Annotated in this window: 22 protein-coding genes; 14 read left to right on the top strand and 8 right to left on the bottom strand. The window is 65.2% G+C overall.

All coding sequences use genetic code 11. The features are described 5' to 3' along the window. Nucleotides 1–3: 3 nt before the first annotated feature. The 10 genes from IC762_RS31945 to IC762_RS31900 all read left to right on the top strand — a co-directional run bounded on the left by IC762_RS31945 (nt 4) and on the right by IC762_RS31900 (nt 9,819). On the top strand, nt 4–1,659 hold the full coding sequence (locus tag IC762_RS31945) for a nitrite/sulfite reductase (RefSeq protein WP_195786059.1): 1,656 nt from the start codon (nt 4–6) through the stop codon (nt 1,657–1,659). Further along, entirely contained in the window at nt 1,646–2,161 is a 516-nt protein-coding gene (locus tag IC762_RS31940; protein ID WP_195786058.1) for a DUF934 domain-containing protein, read from the top strand. Before IC762_RS31945 ends, IC762_RS31940 begins: the two co-directional genes overlap by 14 nt. Nucleotides 2,162–2,163: 2 nt before the next feature. Further along, nucleotides 2,164–2,886 carry a phosphoadenylyl-sulfate reductase gene (locus IC762_RS31935; RefSeq protein WP_433995927.1) on the top strand — a complete coding sequence of 241 codons (723 nt, stop codon included), beginning with the start codon at nt 2,164–2,166 and terminating at the stop codon, nt 2,884–2,886. Between the two features lie 215 nt (nt 2,887–3,101). After that, nucleotides 3,102–4,091, top strand: a complete 990-nt coding sequence (locus tag IC762_RS31930) for a sulfate ABC transporter substrate-binding protein (RefSeq protein WP_246801343.1) — start codon at nt 3,102–3,104, stop codon at nt 4,089–4,091. Nucleotides 4,092–4,252: 161 nt separating this feature from the next. Continuing rightward, nucleotides 4,253–5,038, top strand: coding sequence for a sulfate ABC transporter permease subunit CysT (gene cysT / locus IC762_RS31925; protein WP_246801723.1), 786 nt, complete (start codon nt 4,253–4,255; stop codon nt 5,036–5,038). A 10-nt stretch (nt 5,039–5,048) separates the two neighbouring features. After that, nucleotides 5,049–6,011 carry a sulfate ABC transporter permease subunit CysW gene (gene cysW, locus IC762_RS31920; protein WP_246801342.1) on the top strand — a complete coding sequence of 321 codons (963 nt, stop codon included), beginning with the start codon at nt 5,049–5,051 and terminating at the stop codon, nt 6,009–6,011. Continuing rightward, complete coding sequence (locus IC762_RS31915; RefSeq protein WP_195786054.1) at nt 6,001–7,047, top strand: sulfate/molybdate ABC transporter ATP-binding protein; 1,047 nt, start codon at nt 6,001–6,003, stop codon at nt 7,045–7,047. The genes cysW and IC762_RS31915 overlap by 11 nt, the downstream gene beginning before the upstream one ends. Nucleotides 7,048–7,234: 187 nt before the next feature. Next, nucleotides 7,235–7,732 carry a CAP domain-containing protein gene (locus tag IC762_RS31910; RefSeq protein ID WP_195786053.1) on the top strand — a complete coding sequence of 166 codons (498 nt, stop codon included), beginning with the start codon at nt 7,235–7,237 and terminating at the stop codon, nt 7,730–7,732. Nucleotides 7,733–7,848: 116 nt separating this feature from the next. Then, nucleotides 7,849–9,018, top strand: coding sequence for a DUF3734 domain-containing protein (locus IC762_RS31905; RefSeq protein ID WP_195786052.1), 1,170 nt, complete (start codon nt 7,849–7,851; stop codon nt 9,016–9,018). Nucleotides 9,019–9,030: 12 nt separating this feature from the next. Further along, a complete protein-coding gene (locus IC762_RS31900) occupies nt 9,031–9,819 on the top strand; it encodes a 3-hydroxybutyrate dehydrogenase (protein WP_195786051.1) in 789 nt (262 codons plus the stop codon). Nucleotides 9,820–9,932: 113 nt separating this feature from the next. On the opposite strand, the gene IC762_RS31895 is transcribed toward IC762_RS31900, so the two are convergent. From IC762_RS31895 to IC762_RS31885, 3 genes are all read right to left on the bottom strand, one after another. Then, complete coding sequence (locus IC762_RS31895) at nt 9,933–11,063, bottom strand: helix-turn-helix transcriptional regulator (RefSeq protein WP_195786050.1); 1,131 nt, start codon at nt 11,061–11,063, stop codon at nt 9,933–9,935. Between the two features lie 85 nt (nt 11,064–11,148). After that, a complete protein-coding gene (locus IC762_RS31890) occupies nt 11,149–12,528 on the bottom strand; it encodes a flippase (protein ID WP_433995865.1) in 1,380 nt (459 codons plus the stop codon). Nucleotides 12,529–12,755: 227 nt separating this feature from the next. Further along, nucleotides 12,756–13,595, bottom strand: coding sequence for a protein-disulfide reductase DsbD domain-containing protein (locus IC762_RS31885; RefSeq protein ID WP_195786048.1), 840 nt, complete (start codon nt 13,593–13,595; stop codon nt 12,756–12,758). A 241-nt stretch (nt 13,596–13,836) separates the two neighbouring features. Between IC762_RS31885 and IC762_RS31880 the strand changes: the two genes are divergently transcribed. Continuing rightward, complete coding sequence (locus tag IC762_RS31880) at nt 13,837–14,394, top strand: YqgE/AlgH family protein (RefSeq protein WP_246801722.1); 558 nt, start codon at nt 13,837–13,839, stop codon at nt 14,392–14,394. Nucleotides 14,395–14,568: 174 nt separating this feature from the next. On the opposite strand, the gene IC762_RS31875 is transcribed toward IC762_RS31880, so the two are convergent. Together IC762_RS31875 and IC762_RS31870 are read right to left on the bottom strand one after the other, a co-directional pair. Next, on the bottom strand, nt 14,569–15,456 hold the full coding sequence (locus IC762_RS31875; RefSeq protein ID WP_195786046.1) for a TauD/TfdA dioxygenase family protein: 888 nt from the start codon (nt 15,454–15,456) through the stop codon (nt 14,569–14,571). A gap of 101 nt (nt 15,457–15,557) precedes the next feature. Continuing rightward, the gene (locus IC762_RS31870; RefSeq protein WP_195786045.1) at nt 15,558–16,337 is read right to left on the bottom strand and encodes an SDR family NAD(P)-dependent oxidoreductase; all 780 of its coding nucleotides are present in this window, start codon (nt 16,335–16,337) and stop codon (nt 15,558–15,560) included. A 173-nt stretch (nt 16,338–16,510) separates the two neighbouring features. On the opposite strand from IC762_RS31870, the gene IC762_RS31865 reads away from it, so the two are divergent. Together IC762_RS31865 and IC762_RS31860 are read left to right on the top strand one after the other, a co-directional pair. Next, the gene (locus IC762_RS31865; RefSeq protein WP_195786044.1) at nt 16,511–17,245 is read left to right on the top strand and encodes an SDR family NAD(P)-dependent oxidoreductase; all 735 of its coding nucleotides are present in this window, start codon (nt 16,511–16,513) and stop codon (nt 17,243–17,245) included. A 59-nt stretch (nt 17,246–17,304) separates the two neighbouring features. Next, nucleotides 17,305–17,679, top strand: a complete 375-nt coding sequence (locus IC762_RS31860) for a CsbD family protein (protein ID WP_195786043.1) — start codon at nt 17,305–17,307, stop codon at nt 17,677–17,679. Between the two features lie 78 nt (nt 17,680–17,757). Here IC762_RS31860 and IC762_RS31855 read toward each other — a convergent pair whose 3' ends face one another. Together IC762_RS31855 and IC762_RS31850 are read right to left on the bottom strand one after the other, a co-directional pair. Beyond that, nucleotides 17,758–19,503: an SGNH/GDSL hydrolase family protein gene (locus IC762_RS31855; protein ID WP_195786042.1), complete on the bottom strand. Its 1,746-nt coding sequence runs from the start codon at nt 19,501–19,503 to the stop codon at nt 17,758–17,760. Nucleotides 19,504–19,833: 330 nt separating this feature from the next. Next, nucleotides 19,834–21,234 carry a lytic murein transglycosylase gene (locus IC762_RS31850; RefSeq protein ID WP_246801341.1) on the bottom strand — a complete coding sequence of 467 codons (1,401 nt, stop codon included), beginning with the start codon at nt 21,232–21,234 and terminating at the stop codon, nt 19,834–19,836. Nucleotides 21,235–21,453: 219 nt separating this feature from the next. Here IC762_RS31850 and galU point away from each other — a divergent pair, with 219 nt between their 5' ends. Further along, a complete protein-coding gene (gene galU / locus IC762_RS31845; RefSeq protein WP_195786041.1) occupies nt 21,454–22,329 on the top strand; it encodes a UTP--glucose-1-phosphate uridylyltransferase GalU in 876 nt (291 codons plus the stop codon). 504 nt (nt 22,330–22,833) lie between these two features. Here galU and IC762_RS31840 read toward each other — a convergent pair. Further along, entirely contained in the window at nt 22,834–24,327 is a 1,494-nt protein-coding gene (locus tag IC762_RS31840; RefSeq protein WP_195786040.1) for a GGDEF domain-containing protein, read from the bottom strand. Between the last annotated feature and the right edge of the window lie 74 nt (nt 24,328–24,401).

The following is a 24,401-nucleotide window of genomic DNA, read 5'->3' as shown; positions in this document are numbered from 1 at the left end:
ATCATGTATGCATATGACGAACTCGACCGCACGCTGATCAACGAGCGTGTCTCGGAATTCCGCGATCAGGTGAAGCGCCGGCTCTCCGGTGAACTCACCGAGGACGAATTCAAGATCCTCCGCTTGCAGAACGGCGTGTACCTGCAATTGCACGCCTACATGTTCCGCGTGGCGATCCCCTACGGCACGCTGTCGTCGAAGCAGTTGCGCAGGTTTGCCCATGTCGCGCGCCGCTATGACCGCGGCTACGGCCATTTCACCACGCGTCAGAACATCCAGTTCAACTGGATCAAGCTCGCCGAGCTGCCGGATGCGCTGGCCGATCTCGCCGAGGTCGGCATCCATGCGATGCAGACCTCCGGCAACAACATGCGCAACGTCACCTCGGATCAGTGGGCCGGCGTCGCGCCGGGCGAGATCGAGGATCCGCGGATCTGGTCGGAACTGATCCGTCAGCATACCACGCTGCATCCGGAATTCTCGTTCCTGCCGCGCAAGTTCAAGATCGCGATCACGGCGTCCGAGCACGACCGCGCCGCGATCAAGATCCACGACATCGGGCTGCGGCTGCTCAAGAATGCCGACGGCGAGACCGGTTTCGAGGTTTTGGTCGGCGGCGGCCTCGGCCGCACCCCGTTCATCGCCAAGACCATCAAGCCGTTCGTCCATGGCCGCGACGTGCTGAGCTACATCGAGGCGATCCTGCGCGTCTACAACCAGTATGGCCGCCGCGACAACATCTACAAGGCGCGCATCAAGATCCTGGTGCATGAGCTCGGCATCGAGAAATTCGCCAGGGAAGTCGACGAAGAGTGGAAGCAGATGGGCGACAGCGAGCTCAGGCTCGACCACGCCGCCATCGAGGAGGTCCGCTCGCGCTTCTCCTATCCGGCTTACGAAAAGCTGCCGCACATGCCGGACGAGTTGAAGCAGGCCGCGCACGATCCGCTGTTCGAGCGCTGGCGCAAGAATTCGGTCGCGCCGCACAAGGTGCAGGGCTATTCGATCGTGACGGTGTCGCTGAAGCCGGTCGGGGGGCCGCCCGGCGATGCCACCGCCGAGCAGATGGACGCGCTCGCCGATCTCGCCGACAAATATTCGTTCGGCGAGATCCGGGTCGGCCATGAGCAGAATCTGGCGTTGCCGCATGTCGCCAAGCGCGATCTGCCCGTCCTGTTCAAGGCGCTCGACCGCCTCGGCCTGGCGACGCCGAACGTCAATCTGGTCACCGACATCATCGCCTGCCCGGGGCTCGACTATTGCTCGCTGGCCAATGCGCGCTCGATCCCGATCGCGCAGGAGCTGACCCGGCGCTTCGCCAATCACGACACCGCCGGCCTGATCGGCCGGCTCCACATCAACATCTCCGGCTGCATCAATGCCTGCGGCCATCACCACGTCGGCCATATCGGCATTCTCGGCGTCGAGAAGAACGGCGAGGAATTCTACCAGATCACGATCGGTGGCCGCGCCGACGAGAGCGCGCAGATGGGCACCTTGATCGGCCCGGCCGTTCCCTATGCTGAGGTCGCCGACGTGATCGAAGACATCGTCGAAGCCTATCTCGCGCTGCGCGACCGTCCCGAGGAGTTGTTCGTGGACACGGTGAAGCGTCTCGGCGTCGAGCCATTCAGGGAGCGCGTCTATGCCACTCGTTAAGCAGGGAAAAGTCACCACCGATCTGTTCGTGCAGGTCGCCGAGGGCACTGAGCTGCCGGGCGACGGCGCGGTTCTGGTCACGGCGGAGCGCTTTCTCGCCGACCCGGAGGCGCTGCTGCGCCGCTCCGGCAAGACGGGCGTGATCTGGCCGAACAACCGCAGCGTCGACGATCTCGTGCCCTATCTCGATCGCCTGGCGTCGGTTGCGCTGGTGTTTCCGACCTTCCGCGACGGCCGTGCCTATAGCCAGGCCCGCCTGTTGCGCGAGCGTCACGGCTATGATGGCGAGCTGCGCGCCACCGGGCAGATCCTGCGCGACCAGTTCGTGTTCATGACCCGCGCCGGCTTCGACGCCTTCGAGGTCAAGAAGGACGCCGACGCGGCTGCGTTTGCCGAGACCATGAAGCGCTATTCGGTGTTCTATCAGCCGACCGGCGACGGCCGCCTCACCGCGCTCAATCGCCGGATGCAGCAGCGCCACTCGGAGAGCGCCGGCCAGTGAGCATATCCGCACCAGAGCTGACGCTGCCGTCGGGCGTGTTGCCGTCCGCAGATACGCTCGATCGCGCGCTGCGCGACGCCTCGCCGGCCGAGGTGATCGCCTCCGCGCTGAAAGCGATCGGCCGCGAGCAACTCGCGCTGGTGTCGTCGTTCGGCACCGAGTCGGCTGCGCTGCTCCAGGTGATGGCCGATGTCGATCCGGCCATCCCGGTGATCTTCCTCGACACCGGCTGGCTGTTCGAGGAGACGCTGGCCTATCGTGACACGCTGATCAAAGCACTCGGCCTCACCGACGTCCGCTCGATCAGGCCCGACGAGCAGGCGCTGGCGCAGCAGGATCCGGATCGCGAGCTGTGGTTCAGCGATCCCGACGCCTGCTGCCGCATCCGCAAGGTCGAACCGCTGGCGCGTGCGTTGAAGCCGTTCGCCGGCTGGATCAACGGCCGCAAGCGTTTCCAGGGCGGCACCCGCGCCGACATTCCGGTGGTCGAAAGCGACGGCGCGCGCCTGAAATTCAATCCGTTCGCCAACGTCTCCCGCGAGGAGATTGATGCGATCTATGCGCGCGCAAAGCTGCCGCCGCATCCTCTTGTCGCATCGGGCTATCAGTCCGTCGGGTGTATGCCTTGCTCGAGCCGGTCCGCAGCCGGCGAGGATGCGCGTGACGGCCGTTGGCGTGGCCGCGCCAAGACGGAATGCGGCATCCATACGATGAAGATGTCGTAGAGCATGATCCGGAAAAGTGTGAAGCGGTTTTTCCGAACAGATCATGCTCAAATAAAGAGCCGAACGACAAAGACTTCGTCGCAAAGCGTCTGTGTAGCACAGCCGCGCTGCGCAGCTGCAAACAAAGAAAAGCGGTTTCGTTGACTTAACACCACTTCACCGCGAGTTATGTCAGGCATGTTCCCTGACATTCCCGGGGCTGAATGGAGATCAAGATGATCCGTCGTTTGCTGCCGCTGGTTGTGGGACTGTTGTGGGCGAGTTCGGCGTTCGCTGCCGATATTTCCCTGCTCAACGTGTCCTACGATCCGACGCGGGAGCTCTATGTCGATTTCAACAAGGCGTTCGCCACCGCCTACCAGAAGGAAACCGGCAAGAGCGTCGAGATCAAGCAGTCGCATGGCGGCTCCGGCTCGCAGGCGCGCTCGGTGATCGACGGTTTGCAGGCCGACATCGTCACGCTGGCGCTGGCCTATGACATCGATGCCATCGCGGCCAAGGGGCTTCTGGCCGCCGACTGGCAGAAGAAGCTGCCGCTCAACGCCTCGCCATACACCTCGACCATCGTGTTCCTGGTGCGCAAGGGCAATCCCAAGGGCATCAAGGATTGGGACGATCTGATCAAACCAGGCGTCAGCGTGATCACGCCGAACCCGAAGACCTCGGGCGGCGCGCGCTGGAACTATCTGGCGGCCTGGGGCTATGCGCAGAAGAAATTCGGCTCGGCGGACAAGGCGAAGACATTCGTCGCCGATCTCTACCAGAACGTCCCGGTGCTCGACACCGGCGCGCGCGGCTCGACCGTGACCTTCGTCGAGCGCGGCGTCGGCGACGTGCTGCTCGCCTGGGAGAACGAAGCCTTCCTGGCGCTGCGCGAGTTCGGCGCCGACAAGTTCGAGATCGTGGCGCCGTCGCAGTCGATCCTCGCCGAGCCGCCGGTCGCAATCGTCGATGCTGTCGCCGAAAAAAAAGGCACCCGCGCCGTCGCCGAAGCCTATCTGAAGTACTGGTACACCAGGGAAGGTCAGGAGATCGCCGCGCGCAATTCCTACCGGCCGCGCGATCCTGAAATCGCCAAGGAGTATGAAAAATCCTTCGCCAAGGTCGAACTTTTCACCATCGACGACGTTTTCGGTGGTTGGACCAAGGCGCAGAAGGAGCACTTCGCCGAGGGCGGCATCTTCGATCAGATTTATAAGAACTGATAGAAGGCGCGCATGATCCCGGAAAAGTGTGACGCGGTTTTCCGCAAGGATCATGCGCAGACAAAGAATCGAAGCGCGTTCATCGCGCTTCGGGTCCAACAGGGGGATATGTGAGCACGTTGGTTGCAAGGCGCAGCACCCTGCCGGGGTTCGGTCTCACCATGGGACTGACCCTGACATGGCTCTCCGTGATCATCCTGATTCCGCTGGCCGCGCTGTTCCTCAAGACCACTGAGCTCAGCCTCGACCAGTTCTGGGGCATCGTCACCAGCCGCCGCACGCTGAATGCGCTGAAGATTTCGTTTGGGCTCTCGTTTGCAGCAGCCTGCGTCAATCTGGTGATGGGCACCATCATCGTCTGGGCGCTGGTGCGCTATCGCTTCCCGGGCCGGCGGCTGTTCGACGCCATCGTCGACATTCCCTTCGCCCTGCCGACCGCGGTCGCCGGCGTGGCGCTGACTCAGCTGTTCGCCCAGAAAGGCTGGCTCGGTGCGCCGCTCGCCGAATTCGGCGTCAAGGTCGCGTTCACGCCGATCGGCATCTTCGTCGCGATGATCTTCATCGGCATTCCCTTCGTGGTGCGCACCGTGCAGCCGGTCCTGATCGACCTCGATCCCGAGATCGAGGAGGCGGCCGCGAGCCTGGGCGCCAATCGTTGGCACACGGTGTTCCGCGTCATCCTGCCGAGCCTGATCCCCGCATTGCTTACCGGCTTCGCGCTGGCCTTTGCCCGCGCCATCGGTGAATACGGCTCGGTGATCTTCATCGCCGGCAATCTGCCCAACGTCTCCGAGATCGCGCCGCTCTTGATCGTGATCCGGCTGTCCGAATTCCGCTATGCCGACGCCACCGCGATCGCGGTGGTGATGCTGATCGCCTCGTTCCTGATCATCTTCCTGATCAACCGCGTGCAGCGCTGGGCGCAAGCCCGCATTCCCGTGCATTGAGGTCCTGGAGATGTCGATGCAGACGGGATTGGTATCCTCGACGCCGCAACTGCGGAGCTACGCGCCGGCGACCGATGTCAGCGTCGCAGCGCCAGCGCCGCGGCTGGAGATCACCCGCGCCCAGCCGGGCACGGCACAACGTAATTTGCGCACCGAGCCCGGGCCGATCCGCTTCATCATCATCGCCCTGGCGATCGCCTTCCTCAGCATCTTCGTCGTGCTGCCGCTGGTCGTCGTGTTCGCGTCCGCCTTCTCGAAGGGCATCGGCGCCTATCTCGCGGCGCTCGCCGAGCCCGAGGCGCTGGCCGCGATCAAGCTGACGCTGCTGATCGCCGCGATCTCGGTGACGCTCAACCTGGTGTTCGGCGTGATCGCGGCCTGGGCGATCTCGAAATTCGAATTCACCGGCAAGACCTTCCTGATCACCCTGATCGATCTGCCGTTCTCGGTGAGCCCCGTGATCTCCGGCCTGGTCTTCGTGCTGCTGTTCGGCGCGCAGGGCTATTTCGGGCCGTGGCTGCAGGCGCACAACGTCCACATCCTGTTCGCGGTGCCGGGCATTGCACTGGCCACAATCTTCGTCACCTTCCCGTTCGTGGCGCGCGCGCTGATCCCGCTGATGCAGGAGCAGGGCACCCAGGAGGAGGAGGCCGCGATCTCGCTCGGCGCATCCGGCTTGCAAACCTTCTTCCGCGTCACCTTACCCAACATCAAATGGGGCCTGCTCTACGGCGTCCTGCTCTGCAACGCGCGTGCGATGGGCGAGTTTGGCGCGGTGTCCGTCGTCTCCGGCCACATCCGCGGCGAGACCAACACGATGCCGCTGCTGGTCGAGATTCTCTACAACGAATATCAGTTCGTCGCCTCCTTCGCGATCGCATCGCTGCTGGCGATGCTGGCGCTGATCACATTGGTCGTGAAGACCATCCTCGAGCGGCGGCTGGACGAGACGGAGGTGCCCAATGGCGATTGAAGTCCGCAACATCGTCAAGAAATTCGGCAGCTTTGCCGCGCTGGACAATGTCGATCTCAAGGTCGCCGATGGCGAATTGCTGGCGCTGCTCGGCCCATCCGGCTCCGGCAAGACCACGCTGTTGCGGATCATCGCCGGCCTCGACTGGCCCGATACCGGCGAGGTCGCGATCGACGGCGAGAACGCGCTGAGCCGCGGCGCCAGCGAGCGCCAGGTCGGCTTCGTGTTCCAGCACTACGCGCTGTTCCGCCACATGACGGTGTTCGAGAATGTCGCCTTCGGCCTGCGGGTGCAGCCGCGCGCCATTCGCAAGGGCGAGGCGACGATCCGCGCCCGAGTCAAGAATTTGCTCGATCTCGTGCAGCTGGATTGGCTGGCCAACCGCTATCCGAGCCAGTTGTCCGGCGGCCAGCGCCAGCGTATCGCGCTGGCCCGCGCGCTCGCGATCGAGCCGCGCATCCTATTGCTCGACGAGCCCTTCGGCGCGCTCGATGCCAAGGTGCGGAAGGAGCTCCGGCAGTGGCTGCGCTCGCTGCACAACGAGATCCACGTCACCTCGATCTTCGTCACCCACGACCAGGAGGAGGCGCTCGAAGTCGCCAACCGCGTCGTGGTGATGGACAAGGGCAAGATCGAGCAGATCGGCTCGCCCGGCGAGGTCTATGACAATCCGGCCACCGCCTTCGTGCACGGCTTCATCGGCGAATCCATCGTGCTGCCGGTCGATGTCGCCGGCGACGCGGTACGGCTGGATGGCCGTCCCCTGAACATTCCGGCGCTCGGCGCGGCACCCGGCGCGGCAAAGCTGTTCGTCCGCCGCCATGACATGGCGATTGGTCCGGCTGGCTCCGGCGCGCTGGAGGGCGCGATCCGGCATGTCCGCTCGTTCGGAGCGATCCAGCGCGCCGAGGTGGCGCTGTCCGGCCGTGAGGGCAACACCGTGATCGAGATCGACGCCCCCCGCGATCGCGAGCTGCAGGCCGGCGAGATCGTCTCGCTACAGCCCCGCCGCTACCGGATTTTTGCCGCGCAGTAGGCCTATCGGTCATTCCGGGGCAGTCCGTAAGGACCGAACCCGGAATCTCGAGATTCCGGGTTCGCTTCGCGCCCCGGAATGACGGGTGCCGAATGACGGCATTTGCGCGCCAAAACCTAGCCCCCGTTCACCATTCGGCCACGGTTGGTATGCAACAACGGCACGCCAATCTTGGGGGTTTTCTCACGTGAAACGGACGACGGTCGCCCTGTTCGGGCTTCTGGTGCTTGGCGGCTGCGCCGCAGACACCAAAATCCCGGAAGAACCGGCCATGTATCTCAACATGGCGCAGCCCGGCGCCGTCCTGGATGCCCAGGCGGCGGCGATCCTGTTCTCGCAATACCGCCAGAACAACGGGCTCGGCACCGTGATCGTGGACCCGGCCTTGATGACGCTCGCCGACCAGCAGTCGCAGGCGATGGCCGCCCGCAACAAGATGGACCATGACGTCAAGGCCCCGCTCGGCAAGCGGCTCGAGGCCGGCGGCTATCCGGCGACCGTGGCGGTCGAGAACATCTCGGCCGGCTATCACACGCTGGCGGAAGCCTTTTCCGGCTGGCGCGATTCCCCGCCGCACAAGGCCAACATGCTGAAAAGCGGCGTCACAAAAATGGGCATTGCGGCGGTTTATGCTCCCAACACCAAATACAAGGTGTTCTGGACGCTCATTCTGGCGGCAACCTGATTTCGATAAATTCCGCGTGATCTGACCGCTGCCCCCGCCCTATCTCGCTGATTGACGCCGCGCAAAACAGCCGCCACGCTGCGCTGCAACTTTGTTTCCTGACCGAACGGTTTCCAATGGGTACTTCGGATTCGGCGCCGGCCTCGACGCCCGCGCAAGCGCAACGCGTGCTGGTTCTCCAGGGCGGTGGCGCGCTCGGTTCCTATCAGGCCGGTGCGTTCCAGGCGCTCTGCCATGCCGGCTTCGAGCCGGAATGGATCGCGGGCATCTCGATCGGTGCCATCAACGCCGCGATCATCGCCGGCAACGAGCCGGACAAACGGGTGCCGCGGCTGAAGGAATTCTGGGAGATGGTGTCTTCGCCGGTGCCGTGGAATCCGGTCGTCAAGGGCGAGCGCGCCCGTTCGCTGTTCAATGAGACCAGCGCCGCCATCATCGCCACCTTCGGCGTTCCCGGCTTCTTCACCCCGCGGATTCCGCCGGCGCCGCTGTGGCCGCCGGGCAGCTCGCAATCGCTGAGCTATTACGACACCGCGCCGCTGAAGAAGACGCTGGAGCGCCTGGTCGATTTTGACCGCATCAACGATCTGAAGACGCGCCTGTCGGTCGGCGCGGTCAGCGTCACTTCGGGCAATTTCCGCTATTTCGACAATCATGAGTTCAAGAAGCTCGGCAAAAAGATCGGCCCCGAGCACATCATGGCCTCGGGCGCGCTGCCGCCGGGCTTTCCCGCCGTCGTGATCGAGGGCGAGCATTACTGGGACGGCGGCATCGCCTCCAACACCCCGCTCGATTTCGTGCTCGACCAGGAGACCGACCGCGACCTCCTGATCTTTCAGGTCGATCTGTTCAGCGCGCGGGGGCCGTTGCCCGAGACGCTGCTGGAGGCCGCCGAGCGCGAAAAGGACATCCGCTTCTCCAGCCGGACCCGGATGAACACCGACAAGAACAAGCAGATCCACAACGCCCGGATGGCGGTGCGCGACCTGATCAGCAAGCTGCCCGATGAGCTGAAGAATGACCCATCGGCCCAGTTCCTGAGCAACGCCACCAGGGAGAACACCGTCACGGTGGTCCACCTGATCTACAAGAGCAAGAATTACGAGTCGTCCTCGAAGGACTACGACTTCTCCCATGTCGGCATGGTCGAGCACTGGGGCGCCGGGGTCCGCGACGTGCATTTGTCGATGCGTCACAAAGAATGGCTAGAACGGCCCCAGTCCGGGGAAACCATGGTGACTTACGACCTCACGGGGGACGAACCCACTTCCCCCGCAAGCAAATAGGAGCGACCGATAATGGGTACGTTGACAGGCAAGACCGCCGTTGTGACCGGCTCGACCAGCGGCATCGGATTGGCGATCGCGCGCGCCTTCGCGAATGCCGGCGCCAACATCGTGATCAACGGCATGGGCGTGCCGGCCGATATCGAGAAGGAGCGTTCCGGCATCGAGACCGACTTCAAGGTCAAGGCCGTCTACTCGCCGGCCGACATGACCAAGCCGGCCGAGATCGCCGACATGGTTGCGCTCGGTGAGAAGAGCTTCGGCTCGGTCGACATCCTGGTCAACAATGCCGGCATCCAGTTCGTCTCCCCGATCGAGGAGTTTCCGCCGGAGAAGTGGGAAGCGATCATCGCGATCAATTTGTCGTCGGCCTTCTACGGCATCCGCGCCGCGGTGCCCGGCATGAAGAAGCGCGGCTGGGGCCGCATCATCAACACCGCGTCGGCGCATTCGCTGGTCGCCTCGCCCTTCAAGTCGGCCTATGTCTCGGCCAAGCACGGCATCGCCGGCCTCACCAAGACGGCTGCGCTCGAGCTCGCGCAGCACAAGATCACCTGCAACTGCATCTCTCCCGGTTACGTCTGGACCCCGCTGGTCGAGCACCAGATCCCGGAGACCATGAAGGCTCGCAACATGACCAAGGAGCAGGTCATCAAGGACGTGCTGCTCGCAGCCCAGCCGACCAAGGAGTTCGTAACCTCCGACCAGGTCGCAGCGCTCGCGCTGTTCCTGTGCAGCGACGACGCCGCGCAGATCACCGGCTCCAATTACTCGATCGACGGCGGCTGGACCGCGGAGTAGTCCGCGGCGCCACGGTTGGCGCGGGACGAGGAGATACGAAAGCCGGCCCTGGCACTGTCAGGGCCGGCTTTTGCTTTTTGGGGATAGAGCCGGCCTGCTCTGCTATCCGCGTCTCACCGACCGCCCGCCATCAGGCGGAAAGAGGCAATCAGGCCGGCGAGTTCGGTCCGGCCATTGACGCCCATCTTGGCGAACACCCGGCGCAGGTGGGTCTTCACCGTGTTCGGCGAGATGTTCAGCCCGGCGCCGATTTCGGCATCGGACCGGCCGAGTGAGGCCTGGATGGCCACGCGCGCTTCCGCCAACGTCAGGCCGTAGACATCCATGATCCATGCCGGTGGCAGCGGCGTCGGCGCGGCAGGATCGAGCACGAACACCATGGCCGCAGCGTCGCGCATCGCCAGGCCCGCGAAACGGTCGAGGTCACGGCTGCGCACCGCCGACACCAGCACGGCCACGAGACGGCCGTCGGCGGGATGCGGGATCGCCATCGTCGCGGTAGGTCGGCCACGAAGCGCCGCGCCGATGAGGTCGCTGAGCCGCCTGGCGTGGCCCACCGAGGTGCTGGAAAGCCTCTCGGCATGGAGGCTCAGCGCACCGTCCGTCGTCATGGCGCGAAGTGCGCGGTTGACGTAGAGCACGCGCGCGCTGCGGTCGAGCAGGGCGACGCCGGTTGAAATGTGGTCGAGCGCGCGATACTCGGCGTCTTGCAACGCCCTGTAAGCGCCGACCTGAAATCCGAACTGGATCGACCGCATCAAATGCGGGGTCAGCCGTTGCAGGAATTCGCGCTCGCGCTCCCCATAGGGGCCCTGGCCGCGTTCCCGGTTCAGGCAGAAGCCGACCCCGAAGCCGCGTTTCTGCGACAACCCGATCATCGCCGCATGATCGTAGCTCTGCGGCCGCAACACCTCGTCGTAGAACGCGGTGCGACGGAGTTCGGCGACGGGGAGCACACTGTCCGACAGGACCACCTTACCCTGCGGATGAAAGGTCTGCATGTGGATCGTCCAGGGATTGGCCATATGGCGATCCCGCAGCGCGCCGATGCTGCCCTGATCGGTGTTGTAGGATCGCGTGAAGTGCAAGAGCCTCGGCTCTTGCGACTGGCCGAGCAGGACGCCGCCGGCGCTTTTGGTATGGTCGGAAATGTCCTGGAAGATCGAGGTCCAGAGCGCGTCGTCCGTCGCCGCGTCGTAGATGGTGTCCAGAAGCTTCTCAGGCAGACCCTGATGGTCCAGCATGGCGCGCTCCGTGGCCGTCCTGCTATCTGCAAGATAGCAGCGAGCCCGGTTCCCGACCTCACCCCACAGGGTGAGGCCGGCGCTTTCAGCGCTTGCCGAACGCCAGCACGTGCAGCCCGAGGCGGGAACGCACGACGTAGAACAGCAGGATGGTCTCGAAGGTCAGCGACAGCGAGGTCGAGGCGGCAGCGCCGATGCCGCCGTAGCGCGGCACCAGCGCGATGCAGAGGCCGACATTCATGAAGAACGACACCGCATAGGCCATCGCGCAGCTCGACTGGTGGCCGAGCATGTTGAGCAGCCGCTCCACCGGTCCGATCGCCGAGCGCACCACGAGGCCGATCGCGGCGACGAACATGATGTCGTAGCCGTCGACGAATTTCGGGCCGAACAGCCACAGCAGAGGCTTGCCGACGACGAGCAGGGCGATGGTCGCGAGCAGCGAGGGCCAGAACGTCCAGCTGATGGCGTGCGCGACATAGGCCGACAGACGTTCCTTGTCGCCCTGCGCATTGTATTCGGCGAAGCGATGTGCCGTGGTCGCCGCCATCGCGTAGTGGATGAAGGAGACCAGCGCCAGCGTCTTCACCACGGCGAAGTAGACGCCGACCTCCTCGGAGGAACGGAACTGCTGCAGCATCAGCACGTCGGTGTAGCCGAGCAAGAGATAGAAGCTCTCGACGAGCATGATCGGCAGCGACACCGCGAGCCAGCCCTTGACGTCATAGGCCTTCTCGCCGCGTCCGACATGGGCGGCGAGGCGGCGGTTCAGCACGATCATCTGGCCGATCGCGGCGACGTAGACCGCCGCCGCGCTGGTCGCCATCGCCACGGTGGCGCCGAGATGCAGGCCGAGCGCCAGTGCGCCGGCGGTAAGCGCGATGATCAGGCCCTGGCGCACGATGAATTGCGGCATCAGGCCGAGCTGCATCCAGTCATGCGCGCGCGAGATGCCGTCCTGGGTGTTGGCGACCACGAAGGGCGGCAGCGTCAGGCAGCCGATATAGAGCGGCACGATCGTATCGGGGTCGATCCAGGGCGACAGCGTGTGGATCAGGCCCGCCAGCAGCAGCGCGACCGCGCTGGAGGTGGCCAGCGTCAGCCAGCGGCTGCCGGAGAGGAAGCCGCGCAGCAAGGCGACCTGGCCGCCGGCGCGGTATTCCGGAATGATCTTCTGCGACGACGGCGCGATGCCGAAATCCATCGTGCTGCCGAGCAGTAGCACCCAGGTCCAGACATAGACATAGATGCCGTAATCCGAGCCGCTCATCCAGCGCGCCAGCAGGATCTGCGCGAGATAGGCAATCACCGCGGAGATGACGCGGATGATGAAGATGGTGCCCGCGAGCCGCTTGGTGACGGAAGCCTCACTGGTGCCGCCGAGCACGCGCTGGGCGAGCCCACGCACGCGGGTGAGCGGACTTGGCGGCGCAGAGCTTGCGGATTGATGATCCATCACGGCCACAGCGGAAATTCCCAAAACGCCGCCAGGCGGCAATGGCCTCCGATCTATCAACGAAACGTTAAGATTGAGTTGGGCACGCCCCGTCGTCCCGGCGAAGGCCGGGACCCATCACCACGAATATTGGTTTGGGAACAGGCTGTGGCCCCAGCGCGCATCAACGCGGGCAGCGGTGGTAATGGGTCCCGGCCTGCGCCGGGACGACGGCGAGGTTGCTTCGCGCCGGCGACTCAATTCAAATTGATATTGAATTCATAGCTCTTGTCGCCGCCGACCAGGGTCAGCTTCAGCGCGGCGCCGTCCGCTTTCGCGCCGGGCGGCAGGCCGTCGAGCTCGAAGGCAAAGCGCTTCACGCCGGGCGGCGAGGGGGAGACCAGCTTCGGCACCGGCAGCGCCCAGTCGGGCGTCGGCCCCTCGACATACAGGCTGAGGTCCTTGGCCTCGGGCGCGGTGACGTCGACCAGCACGTTGTTCTTGCCGTCGCGTTTGACATCGCGGATCGTCAGCGGGTTGGGGTCGCCGATATTGGCGGGCTTCGGCACTGCGTTCAGTGCCTCCGACAACGCGCCGTCCTCGGTCGAGGCGACACTCGCGAAGGCGAGCTCGGCCTTGGCATCGACCGGCACGCACAGTTTTTCGCACACCGCGTAGTTGATCTCGGCGCGCAGCACCAGCGGCTTGTCGGGGCTCTTCGCGACGATGCGCAGCGGCAGCACCACCTGATGCTTGTAGCCGAGCGAGGTGCCGCCGGCGCCGTCGTCGAATTGCCGCGGCGCGGGCCACATCACGGTGACCGCCTCGACATTATCCGACTTGGAGAAATCGAACCGCGGCGGCACGCCGGAATCGCCCGGCGTCCGCCAATAGGTTTTCCAGCCGTCCTGCAACTGGAACGCGATGCCGCCGAGCAGCACATTGCCGCTGCGCGATCCCGCAAGCAGGCGCACCGCGGAATGCGCATCCTGCTGCCAGGGCGATGCATCGTCGGCGCGAACCTTCGTCGCCATGGATGCGACGGACAGGATGACGGCAACGCAAAACGCGGCCCGCATTGGAACTGTGACGATCATGAGACGTCTTTACCTGCAACTTTTGTTGCAAACCATTGAATTGCTTGTGATGCATCGCCGCACTGTTGGTTGATTGACAGAACCGCCACCCAATATCAGGATGCCAAATCAGCAGGAAAGGCCTTTGCGGATGCGCCCTGAAGGCAAAGCGGCCAAAACGACGAAGACACGCAAGACCCTCGCCGGCGGCGGTGCCGGCATCGGTCACAACGCGGACGAGGATGGCTACCTCGACGGCCAGATGCTGATCGCGATGCCCGTGATGAGCGACCCGCGCTTCGAGCGCTCCGTGATCTACATGTGCGCCCATTCCTCGGAGGGCGCCATGGGCATCATCGTCAATCGCCCGGCCGGCAGCATCGACTTTCCCGGCCTCCTGGTGCAGCTCAACATCATCCAGCAGGCGGACCAGATCAAGCTGCCGGAAAATGCCGAGATGATGAAGGTGATGCGCGGCGGTCCGGTCGATACCGGCAAGGGCTTCGTGCTGCATTCCAGCGACTTCTACATCCAGGATGCGACGCTCAACATCGACGACGGCATCTCGCTGACCGCAACCGTCGATATCCTCAAGGCGATCGCCAAGGGAAGCGGCCCCAAGCACGCCATCCTCGCGCTCGGCTATGCCGGCTGGTCCGCGGGCCAGCTCGAGAACGAGATCCAGCACAATGGCTGGCTGCATTGCGATGCCGATCCAGAGCTGATCTTCGGCGACGACGTCGACGAGAAATACGCCCGTGCGCTGCAGAAGATCGGCATCGATCCGGGCATGCTCTCCAACGACGCCGGCCACGCCTGACGCCACATCCTCCGCTGTCGTCCCGGCGAAGGCCGGGACCCATAATCACAGGGCGCGGTTTGGTGACGCGCTGGTGCCACAGCATCGCGCAGTCACAAACAGTCGGGGTTATGGGTCCCGGCCTTCGCCGGGACGACAGCGGTTGGTTTGGCTGCGCCGCTTCTGTTTTCGCACTTACTCCGCCGCCTCCTGCGCCACCGTCGGCATCGTGCCCGCCACCGTTGCGCGGCGCATGTCGCGGGGCTGCGACTGGTCGTAGCGGCGCACGCGGTGCACGGTCTGGCGATTGTCCCACATCACGAGGTCATGCACCGTCCATTTGTGCACATAGACGAACTCGCTCTGCGTGGCGTGCTCGGTGAGATCGCGCAGCAGCACCCGTGCCTCCGGCACGCTCATGCCCTTGATCGCGCCGGCATGCGACGACAGATACAGCGACTTGCGGCCATGTCCGGGATGGGTGCGCACCAGGCGCTGCAGCACCGGCCTGAACATCGCCTTCTCCTCGTCGGAGTAATCGAGGAAGCCGAGCGAGCCGCGCGAATACATCAGCGAATGCTCGCAGATCATGTCCGCGATCTCGGCCTTGGTGTCGTCGTCGAGCGCGTCATAGGCGGCGCGCATGTCGGCGAATTCGGTGTTGCCGCCCTTCGGGTTCACCACGCGCGCCGACAGCAGCGAGAATTTTGCCGGGATCGGCCGGAACGAACTGTCGGAATGCCACAGGCAGTTGCCGAGGTTGAACAGATGGGTGCGGTGATCCTTCGGCAGCGGCTTGCCGTCCTTGCCGAGATTGGAGACGTCGTTGAGCCCGGAGGAGAGGCGGTAGTCTTCCTTCTTGGCCACCGTGCCGCCGCGGGATTTTTCCCGCTCGCCGAAATTCAGCGCGAACGCCATCTGCTGTTCGTCTGATATGTCCTGGCCGTGGAAAATGAGCACGGCGTATCTGTCCATGCCGGCCTCGATGTCGATGGCCTCCTGCTCCGTCAGCGGCTTGCGCAGATCGACGCCGGAGACCTCGCCGACGAAATGCTTGTGCAACTGCCGGATCAGGACCGTCATGACGTATCTCCCCGTGCGTCGCGGGCGGCTTTCCCGCTTCGTTTGTCGAGGAAGGCTACTCCCGGCGCGCGGCCTGTCAACGCTTCGAGCGCGGGCGCGGATCAGGCATTCCGCGCCATCAACCCGCCGTCGACCGGGATCACCGCACCGGTCAGGAACGAGGCCGCCGGCAGGCACAGGCTCAGCGTCATATGCGCGACCTCCTCGGGGTCGCCGTAGCGGCCGAGCGCGGTGCGGCGCTTGGCGTAGATCGTCTTGTGCTCCTCGGAGATGCGGTCGGTGATCGCGGTGCGGATCGGACCCGGGCAGATGCAGTTCACGGTGATGCCCTCGCGGCCGAGCTCGACCGCAAGCGAGCGGGTCAGGCTGGTGACGCCACCTTTGGCCGCGGAGTAGGGGCTGTGCAGCGCAGTGGCGCCGAGCGCTTCGGTGGAGGCGATGTTGACGATGCGCGGCGATCTCGACTTGCGCAGGTAAGGCAGTGCGGCGCGGATGATGCGCGGATGCGCCGTCAGCATCACCGCGATGCCCTTGGCCCAGGCGTCTTCGTAGGCGGGATCATCGATCGCAACGCGCACCGAGATGCCGGCATTGTTGATGATGATGTCGAGCCCGCCGAAATGCGCCGCGACGTCGTTGATCACTTTCGTGATCGCATCGCGATCGGCGACGTCGAGTGTCCAGGCCTTTGCCGAGCCGCCAGCCGCGGCGATCTCGTTCGCCACCGCCTGCGTGGCCTCGGCGGCGAGATCGGTGACCGCGACGTTGGCGCCCTCATCGGCGAACACGCGCGCGGTGGCGCGGCCCATGCCGCTCGCGGCGCCCGTGACGAGGACGGTGAGGCCCTGCACCGAACGGTTGAGCTTTCTGAATTCGGACATGGCGGACCTCGCTGATTTTCTTTGCATTGTTGATACCACAACGCTGGCACCGATCCGCAGGCAGGTCAAACCGATCGCCGCGTCGGCGCGGCCGTAGCGCGTTGACGCAAGTCCGGCGTTGGCTTTTCGCAAAGGATCATGCTCAATCAAGAAACCAGACAAGGAGACGCGCGATGAACGAGCTCGATTTCTCAGGCAAGCAGGTGCTGGTGGTCGGCGGCTCCAGCGGTATCGGCAACGGCATTGCGCAGGCGTTCCGCGCCAAGGGTGCGCGCGTTGCGGTGTGCGGCACCCGCGCAAAGGCGAGCGATTACGCGGCGGACGAAGGCTCGGATCTCGAAGGCCTCGCTTACGCGCAGCTCGATGTCAGCGACGCAAAGGCGATTGAATCGTTCACGCCGTCATTCGACCGGCTCGACATCCTGGTGCTGGCGCAGGGCGCGGTGATTTACCGCCGCGGGGAATTTCAGATGGACGGTTTCCGCAAGGTGCTCGAAGTCAATCTGATGAGCCTGATGGCCTGCGCCACCAAATTCGAAGCGATGCTGAGTGCAGCGAAGGGATCGCTGATCATCGTGAGCTCGACTGCGGCCTATCATTCCACCATGGGCAATCCGGCCTACAACGCCTCGAAGACCGGCGCGGTCGGGTTGGCGCGCACGCTGGGCGAAGCCTGGGCCGAGCACGGCATCCGCGTCAACGGCATCGCGCCGGGCCTGGTCGACACCAAGATGACCAAGGTGACGACGGCGAATCCGAAACGCCTCGAAGGTGCGCTGGAACGGATTCCGCTGAAGCGGCTCGGCACGCCTGCCGACATGGCCGGCGCCGCGCTGTTCCTGGCCTCGCCGCTCGCCGCCTACATCGTCGGCCAGACCATCGTGGTCGACGGCGGGCTCATCCTCTAGCAACAGGAACTTGCGCGCGGCTTGCCGGTTAGCTCCTTGACAGATCAAGGAGCGTCACGATGGACAAGGATCGGATTTTCGGGTCGGCCAAGGAATTCGCAGGCAAGGCTGAAGGCGCGGTCGGCGATGTGACCGGCGACGCCGAGACCGAAGCTTCCGGCCGCGTGCGCGAAGCAGCCGGCCGGGTGCAGGATATCTACGGTCAGGCCAAGGACGCGGCGCGCGACGCCGCCGACAGCGCGGTCAACTATGCCAAGGATGCCTACGACAATCGCGGCGAGACGGTGCGCAGCGGCCAGAAGGCGGTAGCGAACGCGGTGCAGGACAATCCGCTCGGCTCGCTCCTGATCGCCGGCGGGATTGGCTTCGCGCTGGCGCTGTTGATGACCCGACAGCCGCGCCGCCCGCCGCCGCGCTGGCGCTATTACGGCTGAGACAGGGTCGCAACGCCCGTCATCGGGCGGCGCTTTGCGCCGACCCGTTGGCTCGCAATGACGGCGATAGAACCCGGCCTACTGCTGCACATTCCCCGGCACCGAGGCCGAGCGGCCGACATTGCCCGGCGGTCGTGGCGGGCGCGACGGCGGGGTGACCAGCGGGCGCTGCTGCGGCGCGCCGAAGCCAAAGAAATCACGCAGCCATGGTTGCTGCTGTTGGGCTTGCGGCGGTTGGGCTGTCGGGGCCGGACGGAACACGCGCTTTTGTGCCGGCCGCGGCGCCGTGATGATCGAGCCGTCCGGCGCGATCGCGGTGGTCGAGGGCGGTGGATTGGCCGGCGCCGCCGCAGGTCCCGTTGGCGTGGTCGCGGCCACCGGCACGTCGCCCTTGGCCGGCTCACGTTCCATCTCGCGGCGCGGCCAGGCGAAATCATCGGCGCGACCGGCGGGCGCCGCCAGCGGCTCGCCCTTCACCAGCGTGCGTGCGGCGAGCGCATCGACCGCGGCGGGCCGCGAGCCCGGCCCGCCAAGCAGCTGATCGGTGCCGACCGAGGAGGCGACCAGCGGCAGCACGGGACCTGCCAGCGGCCGCGGCGCCGGCTTGCCCGGCTCCGCACTGGTATCGGGCGTCGCCGGTTCGTTCGGCAGCGCGATCGGTCCGGAGCGCACCGCGAGCAGCCGGGTCACCTCGCGCTCGACATAATGCGCAAGCTTGCGCGCGCCGGGCTTGGTGAAGAACACGCCATCGTCGGAGCGCAGCTTGCGCGGCTGGCCCTCGAAGTCCGGGCCCTTCGGCATGAAGCGGCCGGCCTCGTCGACGAAGCCGTCCCAGACGTCGACATAGGTGATACCGGCCTTGCCGGCGGCATCACGATAGAGCGCGTCGAGGAACAGCATGTCCGACGTGCCCTTCGGGCCGCGGATCGCGGGCAGGCCGACCCACAGCACCGGCACGCCCTTGCTCTTCAGCACATTGATCATCTCCTCGATCTTCTTGCTGTAGAGCTCGACCCAGCGCTCGTCGCGGAAGTCGTAGACGCCGTTGGGCGAACGCGCCGTCTTGTCCGGCGCGGACTGGTTGTCGTTGTCGGCGTCCTCGGGCGCGAGTTCGGCGTCGACAGGCTTGTCGTCAGGCTTTGCCGCGGCGTCGGGCTTGTCTCCGGGTTTGGCATCCGCCTTGTCGCCCGGCTTTGCATCCGGCTTGTCGCCGCCTTTGGCGCGCGCGTCCTTCTTGTCCTTGTCGTCTTTCTTGTCGACTTTCTTCTCCGGCTCGCGGATCGGGATGCGGTCGTTGAGGCCGAGCATCACCACGATCGCATCGGGCTTCTCGTTGGCCAGAATGCCCTTGGCGGCCGCGGCCCAGTCGGCCGGGTCGCCCTTGGGCTGATAGCGGATCAGGCCGGAGACGGTCTTGTGGCGGCGGATCACGCCCATGTCGGGCTGGTCGGAATAGGCATCCTCCAGGCCGTAGGCGAGCCAGTCGGCCATGGCGTCGCCGAGTACCAGCACGTTGCGCTCCGCCACGCTGTCACGCTTGGCCGGCGCCGGCGCGCGGGAAAAATCCTCGCGCGGCCGCTGCGGTTGGGCTTGCGGCTGCCGCTCGAACGGCTGGAAGAAGTCGGACCCGAACCAGTCGCCACCGCGGCGAGGCGGCGGTGTCTGGTGACGCGGCGGCGGCGATGGCGAGCCGAAGCCCGGGAAGCCGAAGAATTGCGCCGAAGCGGGGCTGGCGATGCCGATCAAAAGCACGAGCGCGACCGCCAGCGCGAGCAGCGGGCCGCTCTCGGTGAACACGCGCAAAAAGGATCTTGGCTTCGGCATCGGGCTCGGTCGCAGATGGTCTGGAAGTACGTGAGCATATTAGCGGAATCGGGCCGCAAGCGGGCAGCTTTTCCACCATAAATCGGGCCGGCCGGGCGGCCGTCAAGGCATCGGCCAGATACCTGATTTCACGGTTACTTTTGGGGGTGGGGCGGCCGGCGCGGCCGTGTCCCCAAACCTCCCCTTGAAAAGGGGAGGTCGCTTTGCTCGTGAGAGCAAGGCGGGTGGGGATCTGGTCTCTCCACAAGCAGCGTCACCCGCGGCTGACCCCCATCCCGACCTTCCCCCTTTCAGGGGGAAGGAGAAGGCAGGACCGGCTATGTGATCAATCTACCGCCCCCGCAACCGTTCCAGCACCTCTGACGTGGCAAAGCCGTCCGCCGGCGCCCCGATCGAGGCCTGGAAGCCGCGCAGGGCCTCGCGGGTCTGGCCGCCGAACTGGCCGTCCGGTGTGCCCTTGTAGAAGCCGCGCTGCACCAGGAGCTGCTGCAGCTCCAGCCGTTCCGCCCGCGACAGCACCCGTTCCTGGCGCGGCCAGGGCTGCACGAAGGGCTGACCGCCGCGCAGGCGGTCGGCGAAATGGCCGATCGCCATCGCATAGGCCTCCGCCGGGTTGTACTTCATGATCACGCGAAAGTTCTGCAGCATCAGGAAACCCGGCCCCTCGGCGCCGGCCGGCGCCAGCAGATAGGCTTTCTCGGCCGGCCGCGGGAACGGCTGGTTGTTGGCGCGCTTGACCCCGAGATGCTCCCATTGCGTCAGCGGCATCGCCTTGGCGCGGTCGGCCAGCATGAAGTTGAAGCCTTGCGGGATCACGACCTCGTAGCCCCAGCTCGCGCCGCTCTGCCAGCCGTCCTTCTTCAGATTGTTGGCGGTCGAGGCGATCAGATCGGCCGGATCGTCGACGACGTTGCGGCGGCCGTCGCCGTCGCCGTCGACCGCGTAGCGCTTGAACGCGGTCGGCATGAACTGGGTCGGACCGAACGCGCCGGCCCAGGAGCCGCGCATCTGCTCGGGCGTGAGATCGCCGCGGTTGAGGATCTCCAGCGCCGAGAGGAATTCGTCCTTGAAATAGGCCTGGCGGCGGCCGACGCAGGCCAGCGTCGCGGTCGACTGCACCACGCTGCGGTCGCCCATCTGGGTCGAATAGTTCGACTCGATGCCCCAGATCGCGGCGATGATATAGCGGTCGACGCCGGTGGCGCGCTCGGTCGCGTCGAATTGCGGCTTGTATTGCGCCAGGATCTCGCGGCCCTTGGCGAGCCTGGTATCGCTGACCAGGATGTCGAGATAGTCCCAGATCGCCTTGGTGAATTCCGGCTGCGAATCCAACAGGTCCATGATGCGCAGATCGGGCGTCAGGCCGGCGGTGAAGCGCTCGAAATTCTCCTGGCTGATGTTGCGCCGTGCGGCATCGGGCCACATCCCGGCGACGCAGTTCGAAAAATTCCCCGCCGCCTCGCGGATCGCGGCCGCGGTCATCAGCGGATGGCCGGAGGCGCCGTCCTCGCCACTCCAGGGCGGCGGCGCGCCGTCCTGTCCGGTCGCGGCCTGCGGCGGCGTGCCCGCCTTGTTGGAGAAGATGCTGTCGATGAGGTTGGTCAGGCCGCCACCCGACGATTGGGCCCAGGCGCCGCCAGGCAATAAAAGACCTGCGCCCGGCGATAGAAGCGCCAGCGTCAGCAGGATCGCGCTGAGGCGGCTGGTCGGCGATGTTCCCGCTGGTCGCATTGTCGTGTGCCTGTCAAAAACGTGCTGTTCCAGAAGGCCCGGGCACGGTTTCCAATAACTTAACAAAGGCGAGATTTTGTTGCCCGCCGGATTTGGCCGATCGGGGCGGCAGAATTAAGCCAGATCACACATCCGCCTTTGTTACCCGCTGCAAACGGGCTACCAAGGTGCGATTTCAGATTGCGCCGCCCCACCCATTTCAAGGCTTCCGATCATCCCATGAAAATCCGCAAAGCCGTCTTCCCCGTCGCCGGTCTCGGCACCCGCGTGCTGCCCGCCACCAAGGCCATGCCGAAGGAGATGCTGACCATCGTCGACAAGCCCTTGATCCAGTACGTGGTCGACGAGGCCAGGGAAGCCGGCATCGAGCACTTCGTGTTCGTGACCGGCCGCAACAAGGGCGTGATCGAGGATCATTTCGACCGCATGTTCGAGCTCGACACCACGCTCGCCGCGCGCGGCAAGAACGCCGAGCAGGAGATCCTGGCGGCGAGCCAGCCGGAAGCCGGCGCGATGAGCTTTACCCGGCAGCAGGCGCCGCTCGGTCTCGGCCATGCGGTCTGGTGTGCGCGTGACATCGTCGGCAACGAGCCGTTCGCGGTGGTGCTGCCGGATGAGCTCGTGCTCAACACGCCGGGCTGCCTCAAGCAGATGATCGAGGCGGCAAGCAAGCTCGGCGAGAAGTCGAACGTGCTCGCGGTCGAGGCGGTGCCCGACCATCTCACCCATCAATACGGCATTTGCGGCGTCGGCAAACGCACCGGCAAGATGTTCGAGGTCGACGGCATGGTCGAGAAGCCGCCGAAAGGCACCGCGCCGTCGAATCTCTCGATCACCGGCCGCTACATCCTGCAGCCGGAGATCTTCAAGATCCTGGAAACCCAGGAGCGCGGCGCCGGCGGCGAAATCCAGCTCACCGACGCCATGATCGGCCTCGCCAAATCGCAGCAATTCTACGGCGTCGAGTTCGAGGGCGAGCGCCACGATTGCGGCTCCAAGGCCGGCTTCCTCCGCGCCAACATCGCCTACGGCCTGAAGCGCCCCGAACTGCGCGACGGGCTGATTGCCGAGATGAAGAAGTATCTGGGAGAGTAAGGCGACCGCGCACGCAACAAATTCAGTGTCGTCCCGGCGAAGGCCGGGACCCATTACCACGAATGTTTGTTGTTCCGCGACGCTGGAGCCACAACCTGCCTTACAACACACTCCTGGGGTTATGGGTCCCGGCCTTCGCCGGGACGACGATGCGGTGAAACCTGCGCCCTACAAATCTCGGGGCGAGGGCGGTTGCACGATTTCTGAATATTGGAATAATGCGGCTGAGTTGCCCGACGTGTCAAGTCGCCATGTCGAACGCTGGCGGCTCCTTTGCATGGGGTTGTTTTCGCGGTTTTGATCGTGCGTCCCTCGCGGAGAGGGAAGAGGCCTGACTGGGCGTCCCCCACCCACCCGTGTCATCGCCCGGTTTAACCGGGCGACCCAGTACGCCGCGGCCCTTCGGCTCGATCAGCACTGCCGCTGGAACACTGGTCACCCGCATGCGCGCATGCGCCGGTGAGACACCGCGTTGCTTGGCAGCTTGATGCAGAACCCGTGACCTCACGCCACCAGCGCGATCTTGGGCCCGCTCGCCATGACCGAGCGGTTGCGGCCTTTCGCCTTGGCGGCGTAGAGCGCCTTGTCGGCGGCTTCGACCAGGTCGGACCATTGTTCGCCGGCGGACGGCTTGATGCTGGCGATGCCGATGCTGACCGTCGTGATCAACTCGCCCGCGCACCATTGCTGGACGTTGGTGCGGATGGTTTCGGCGAGGCTCAATGCCTGCATCGCGCCGGCGCCGGGCAGCAGCACGGCGAATTCCTCCCCGCCGAAGCGCGCGGCGCAGTCGCCGGCGCGGCGCACTGCGTCCGAAATGCAGATCGCGATCCCGACCAGCACCTGGTCGCCGGCCTGGTGCCCGAAGGTGTCGTTGTAGGCCTTGAAATGATCGGCATCGATCATCAGCAGCGCGATCGGATGGCCGTGCCTGACGGCGCGGCGCCATTCGAGCTCGATCTCGGAATCGAACTTGCGCCGGTTCTTCAACCCGGTGAGGGCGTCGGTGGTCGCCATCTCCTCGAGCCGGTCCTCGGCATCGGCGCGGCGGCCGATCTCGCGCGCCAGCACCAGCGCGGTGGTGAGCACGAACACGATCAGCGCCGCCATGATGGCGCCGATCCGGATCGCCTCGGTGCGCCAGAGATTGAACACGTTGGCGAGCGGCTTGCCGACCACGACATAGAGCGGGCTCGGGCTGTCGCGCCGGACATAGAGCCGGGGCGTCGCGTCCACCGGACCCTTGCCGGCATAGGCGCCGCCGTCCTTGAGGTTGTCGGCCTTCCAGTCCTTTTGATCGGCAAGGCTCTTGCCGATCACGTCGAGATCGAACGGCGTGCGCATGATGATGGTGCGGTCGCGGCGCAGCACCGTGATGGTGTCGCCCTCCGCAAGGTTGAGCCGCCCGAACAGGTCGTGGAAATAGCTGAAGCGGATCGAGCCGACCACGACGCCGAGGAAGCGGCCGTCTTCGCCGCTGATGCGACGGCTCAGCACGATGGCATAGGCGCCGCGATGCAGCATCGGCCGGCTGACGAACAACCCTGCATCGGGACGGTCGCGCTGCACCGTGAAGTATTCCTCGTCGCTGCGGTTCTCCGGGCGCGGATCGAGGCTCGCGGCGTCGATCGTCAGGTTGCCGGCGGCGTCGAACACCTGGATCGCGCCGAAATGCTTGGCGGTCGCTGCGTGGTCGAACAGGATCAGCTGGCGCAGCTCCTTGCTGACGCCGCGGAGCTCGGGCATCTCCAGATTGCTGGCGACCGCGCGCAGCGACAGGTCGTAGAGCTCGATGTTGCGGCTGATGTCGGCGTCGATGCCCGAGGCCAGGTTGCCCAGGGTCTGGCGGGCGATTTCCTCCTCGCCGCGGCGCATGTCGAACATCACGCTGGCGCAGATCGCGGAAAAGCCGATCACGGTGGCAACCGACGAGGCGATCAGCAGCTTTGCCGAAAGCCGCCAGCGCCGCACCGCGTCTCTTCCCCGTCGAAATGGCATGTCCCGCTCCAAACTGTCGTCATGCATCGGGAAACGTTGTTGTCGCCTTAAATGGCGACAGCGGCCGCCGAATG

The organism is Bradyrhizobium genosp. L (assembly GCF_015624485.1).
Classification (GTDB): Bacteria; Pseudomonadota; Alphaproteobacteria; order Rhizobiales; family Xanthobacteraceae; genus Bradyrhizobium.
Note: the sequence above shows the minus strand (reverse complement) of the source record. Positions and strands in the feature narration are given on the sequence as shown.

Bases quoted from the DNA above. Each gene is read 5' to 3' on its own strand.
- IC762_RS31945 (WP_195786059.1), top strand. From the start codon at position 4: ATGTATGCATATGACGAACTCGACCGCACGCTGATCAACGAGCGTGTC.
- IC762_RS31940 (WP_195786058.1), top strand. From the start codon at position 1,646: ATGCCACTCGTTAAGCAGGGAAAAGTCACCACCGATCTGTTCGTGCAG.
- IC762_RS31930 (WP_246801343.1), top strand. From the start codon at position 3,102: ATGATCCGTCGTTTGCTGCCGCTGGTTGTGGGACTGTTGTGGGCGAGT.
- cysT (WP_246801723.1), top strand. From the start codon at position 4,253: ATGGGACTGACCCTGACATGGCTCTCCGTGATCATCCTGATTCCGCTG.
- cysW (WP_246801342.1), top strand. From the start codon at position 5,049: ATGTCGATGCAGACGGGATTGGTATCCTCGACGCCGCAACTGCGGAGC.
- IC762_RS31915 (WP_195786054.1), top strand. From the start codon at position 6,001: ATGGCGATTGAAGTCCGCAACATCGTCAAGAAATTCGGCAGCTTTGCC.
- IC762_RS31905 (WP_195786052.1), top strand. From the start codon at position 7,849: ATGGGTACTTCGGATTCGGCGCCGGCCTCGACGCCCGCGCAAGCGCAA.
- IC762_RS31900 (WP_195786051.1), top strand. From the start codon at position 9,031: ATGGGTACGTTGACAGGCAAGACCGCCGTTGTGACCGGCTCGACCAGC.
- IC762_RS31895 (WP_195786050.1), bottom strand. From the start codon at position 11,063: ATGCTGGACCATCAGGGTCTGCCTGAGAAGCTTCTGGACACCATCTAC.
- IC762_RS31885 (WP_195786048.1), bottom strand. From the start codon at position 13,595: ATGATCGTCACAGTTCCAATGCGGGCCGCGTTTTGCGTTGCCGTCATC.
- IC762_RS31880 (WP_246801722.1), top strand. From the start codon at position 13,837: ATGCTGATCGCGATGCCCGTGATGAGCGACCCGCGCTTCGAGCGCTCC.
- IC762_RS31875 (WP_195786046.1), bottom strand. From the start codon at position 15,456: ATGACGGTCCTGATCCGGCAGTTGCACAAGCATTTCGTCGGCGAGGTC.
- IC762_RS31870 (WP_195786045.1), bottom strand. From the start codon at position 16,337: ATGTCCGAATTCAGAAAGCTCAACCGTTCGGTGCAGGGCCTCACCGTC.
- IC762_RS31865 (WP_195786044.1), top strand. From the start codon at position 16,511: ATGAACGAGCTCGATTTCTCAGGCAAGCAGGTGCTGGTGGTCGGCGGC.
- IC762_RS31860 (WP_195786043.1), top strand. From the start codon at position 17,305: ATGGACAAGGATCGGATTTTCGGGTCGGCCAAGGAATTCGCAGGCAAG.
- IC762_RS31855 (WP_195786042.1), bottom strand. From the start codon at position 19,503: ATGCCGAAGCCAAGATCCTTTTTGCGCGTGTTCACCGAGAGCGGCCCG.
- IC762_RS31850 (WP_246801341.1), bottom strand. From the start codon at position 21,234: ATGCGACCAGCGGGAACATCGCCGACCAGCCGCCTCAGCGCGATCCTG.
- galU (WP_195786041.1), top strand. From the start codon at position 21,454: ATGAAAATCCGCAAAGCCGTCTTCCCCGTCGCCGGTCTCGGCACCCGC.
- IC762_RS31840 (WP_195786040.1), bottom strand. From the start codon at position 24,327: ATGCCATTTCGACGGGGAAGAGACGCGGTGCGGCGCTGGCGGCTTTCG.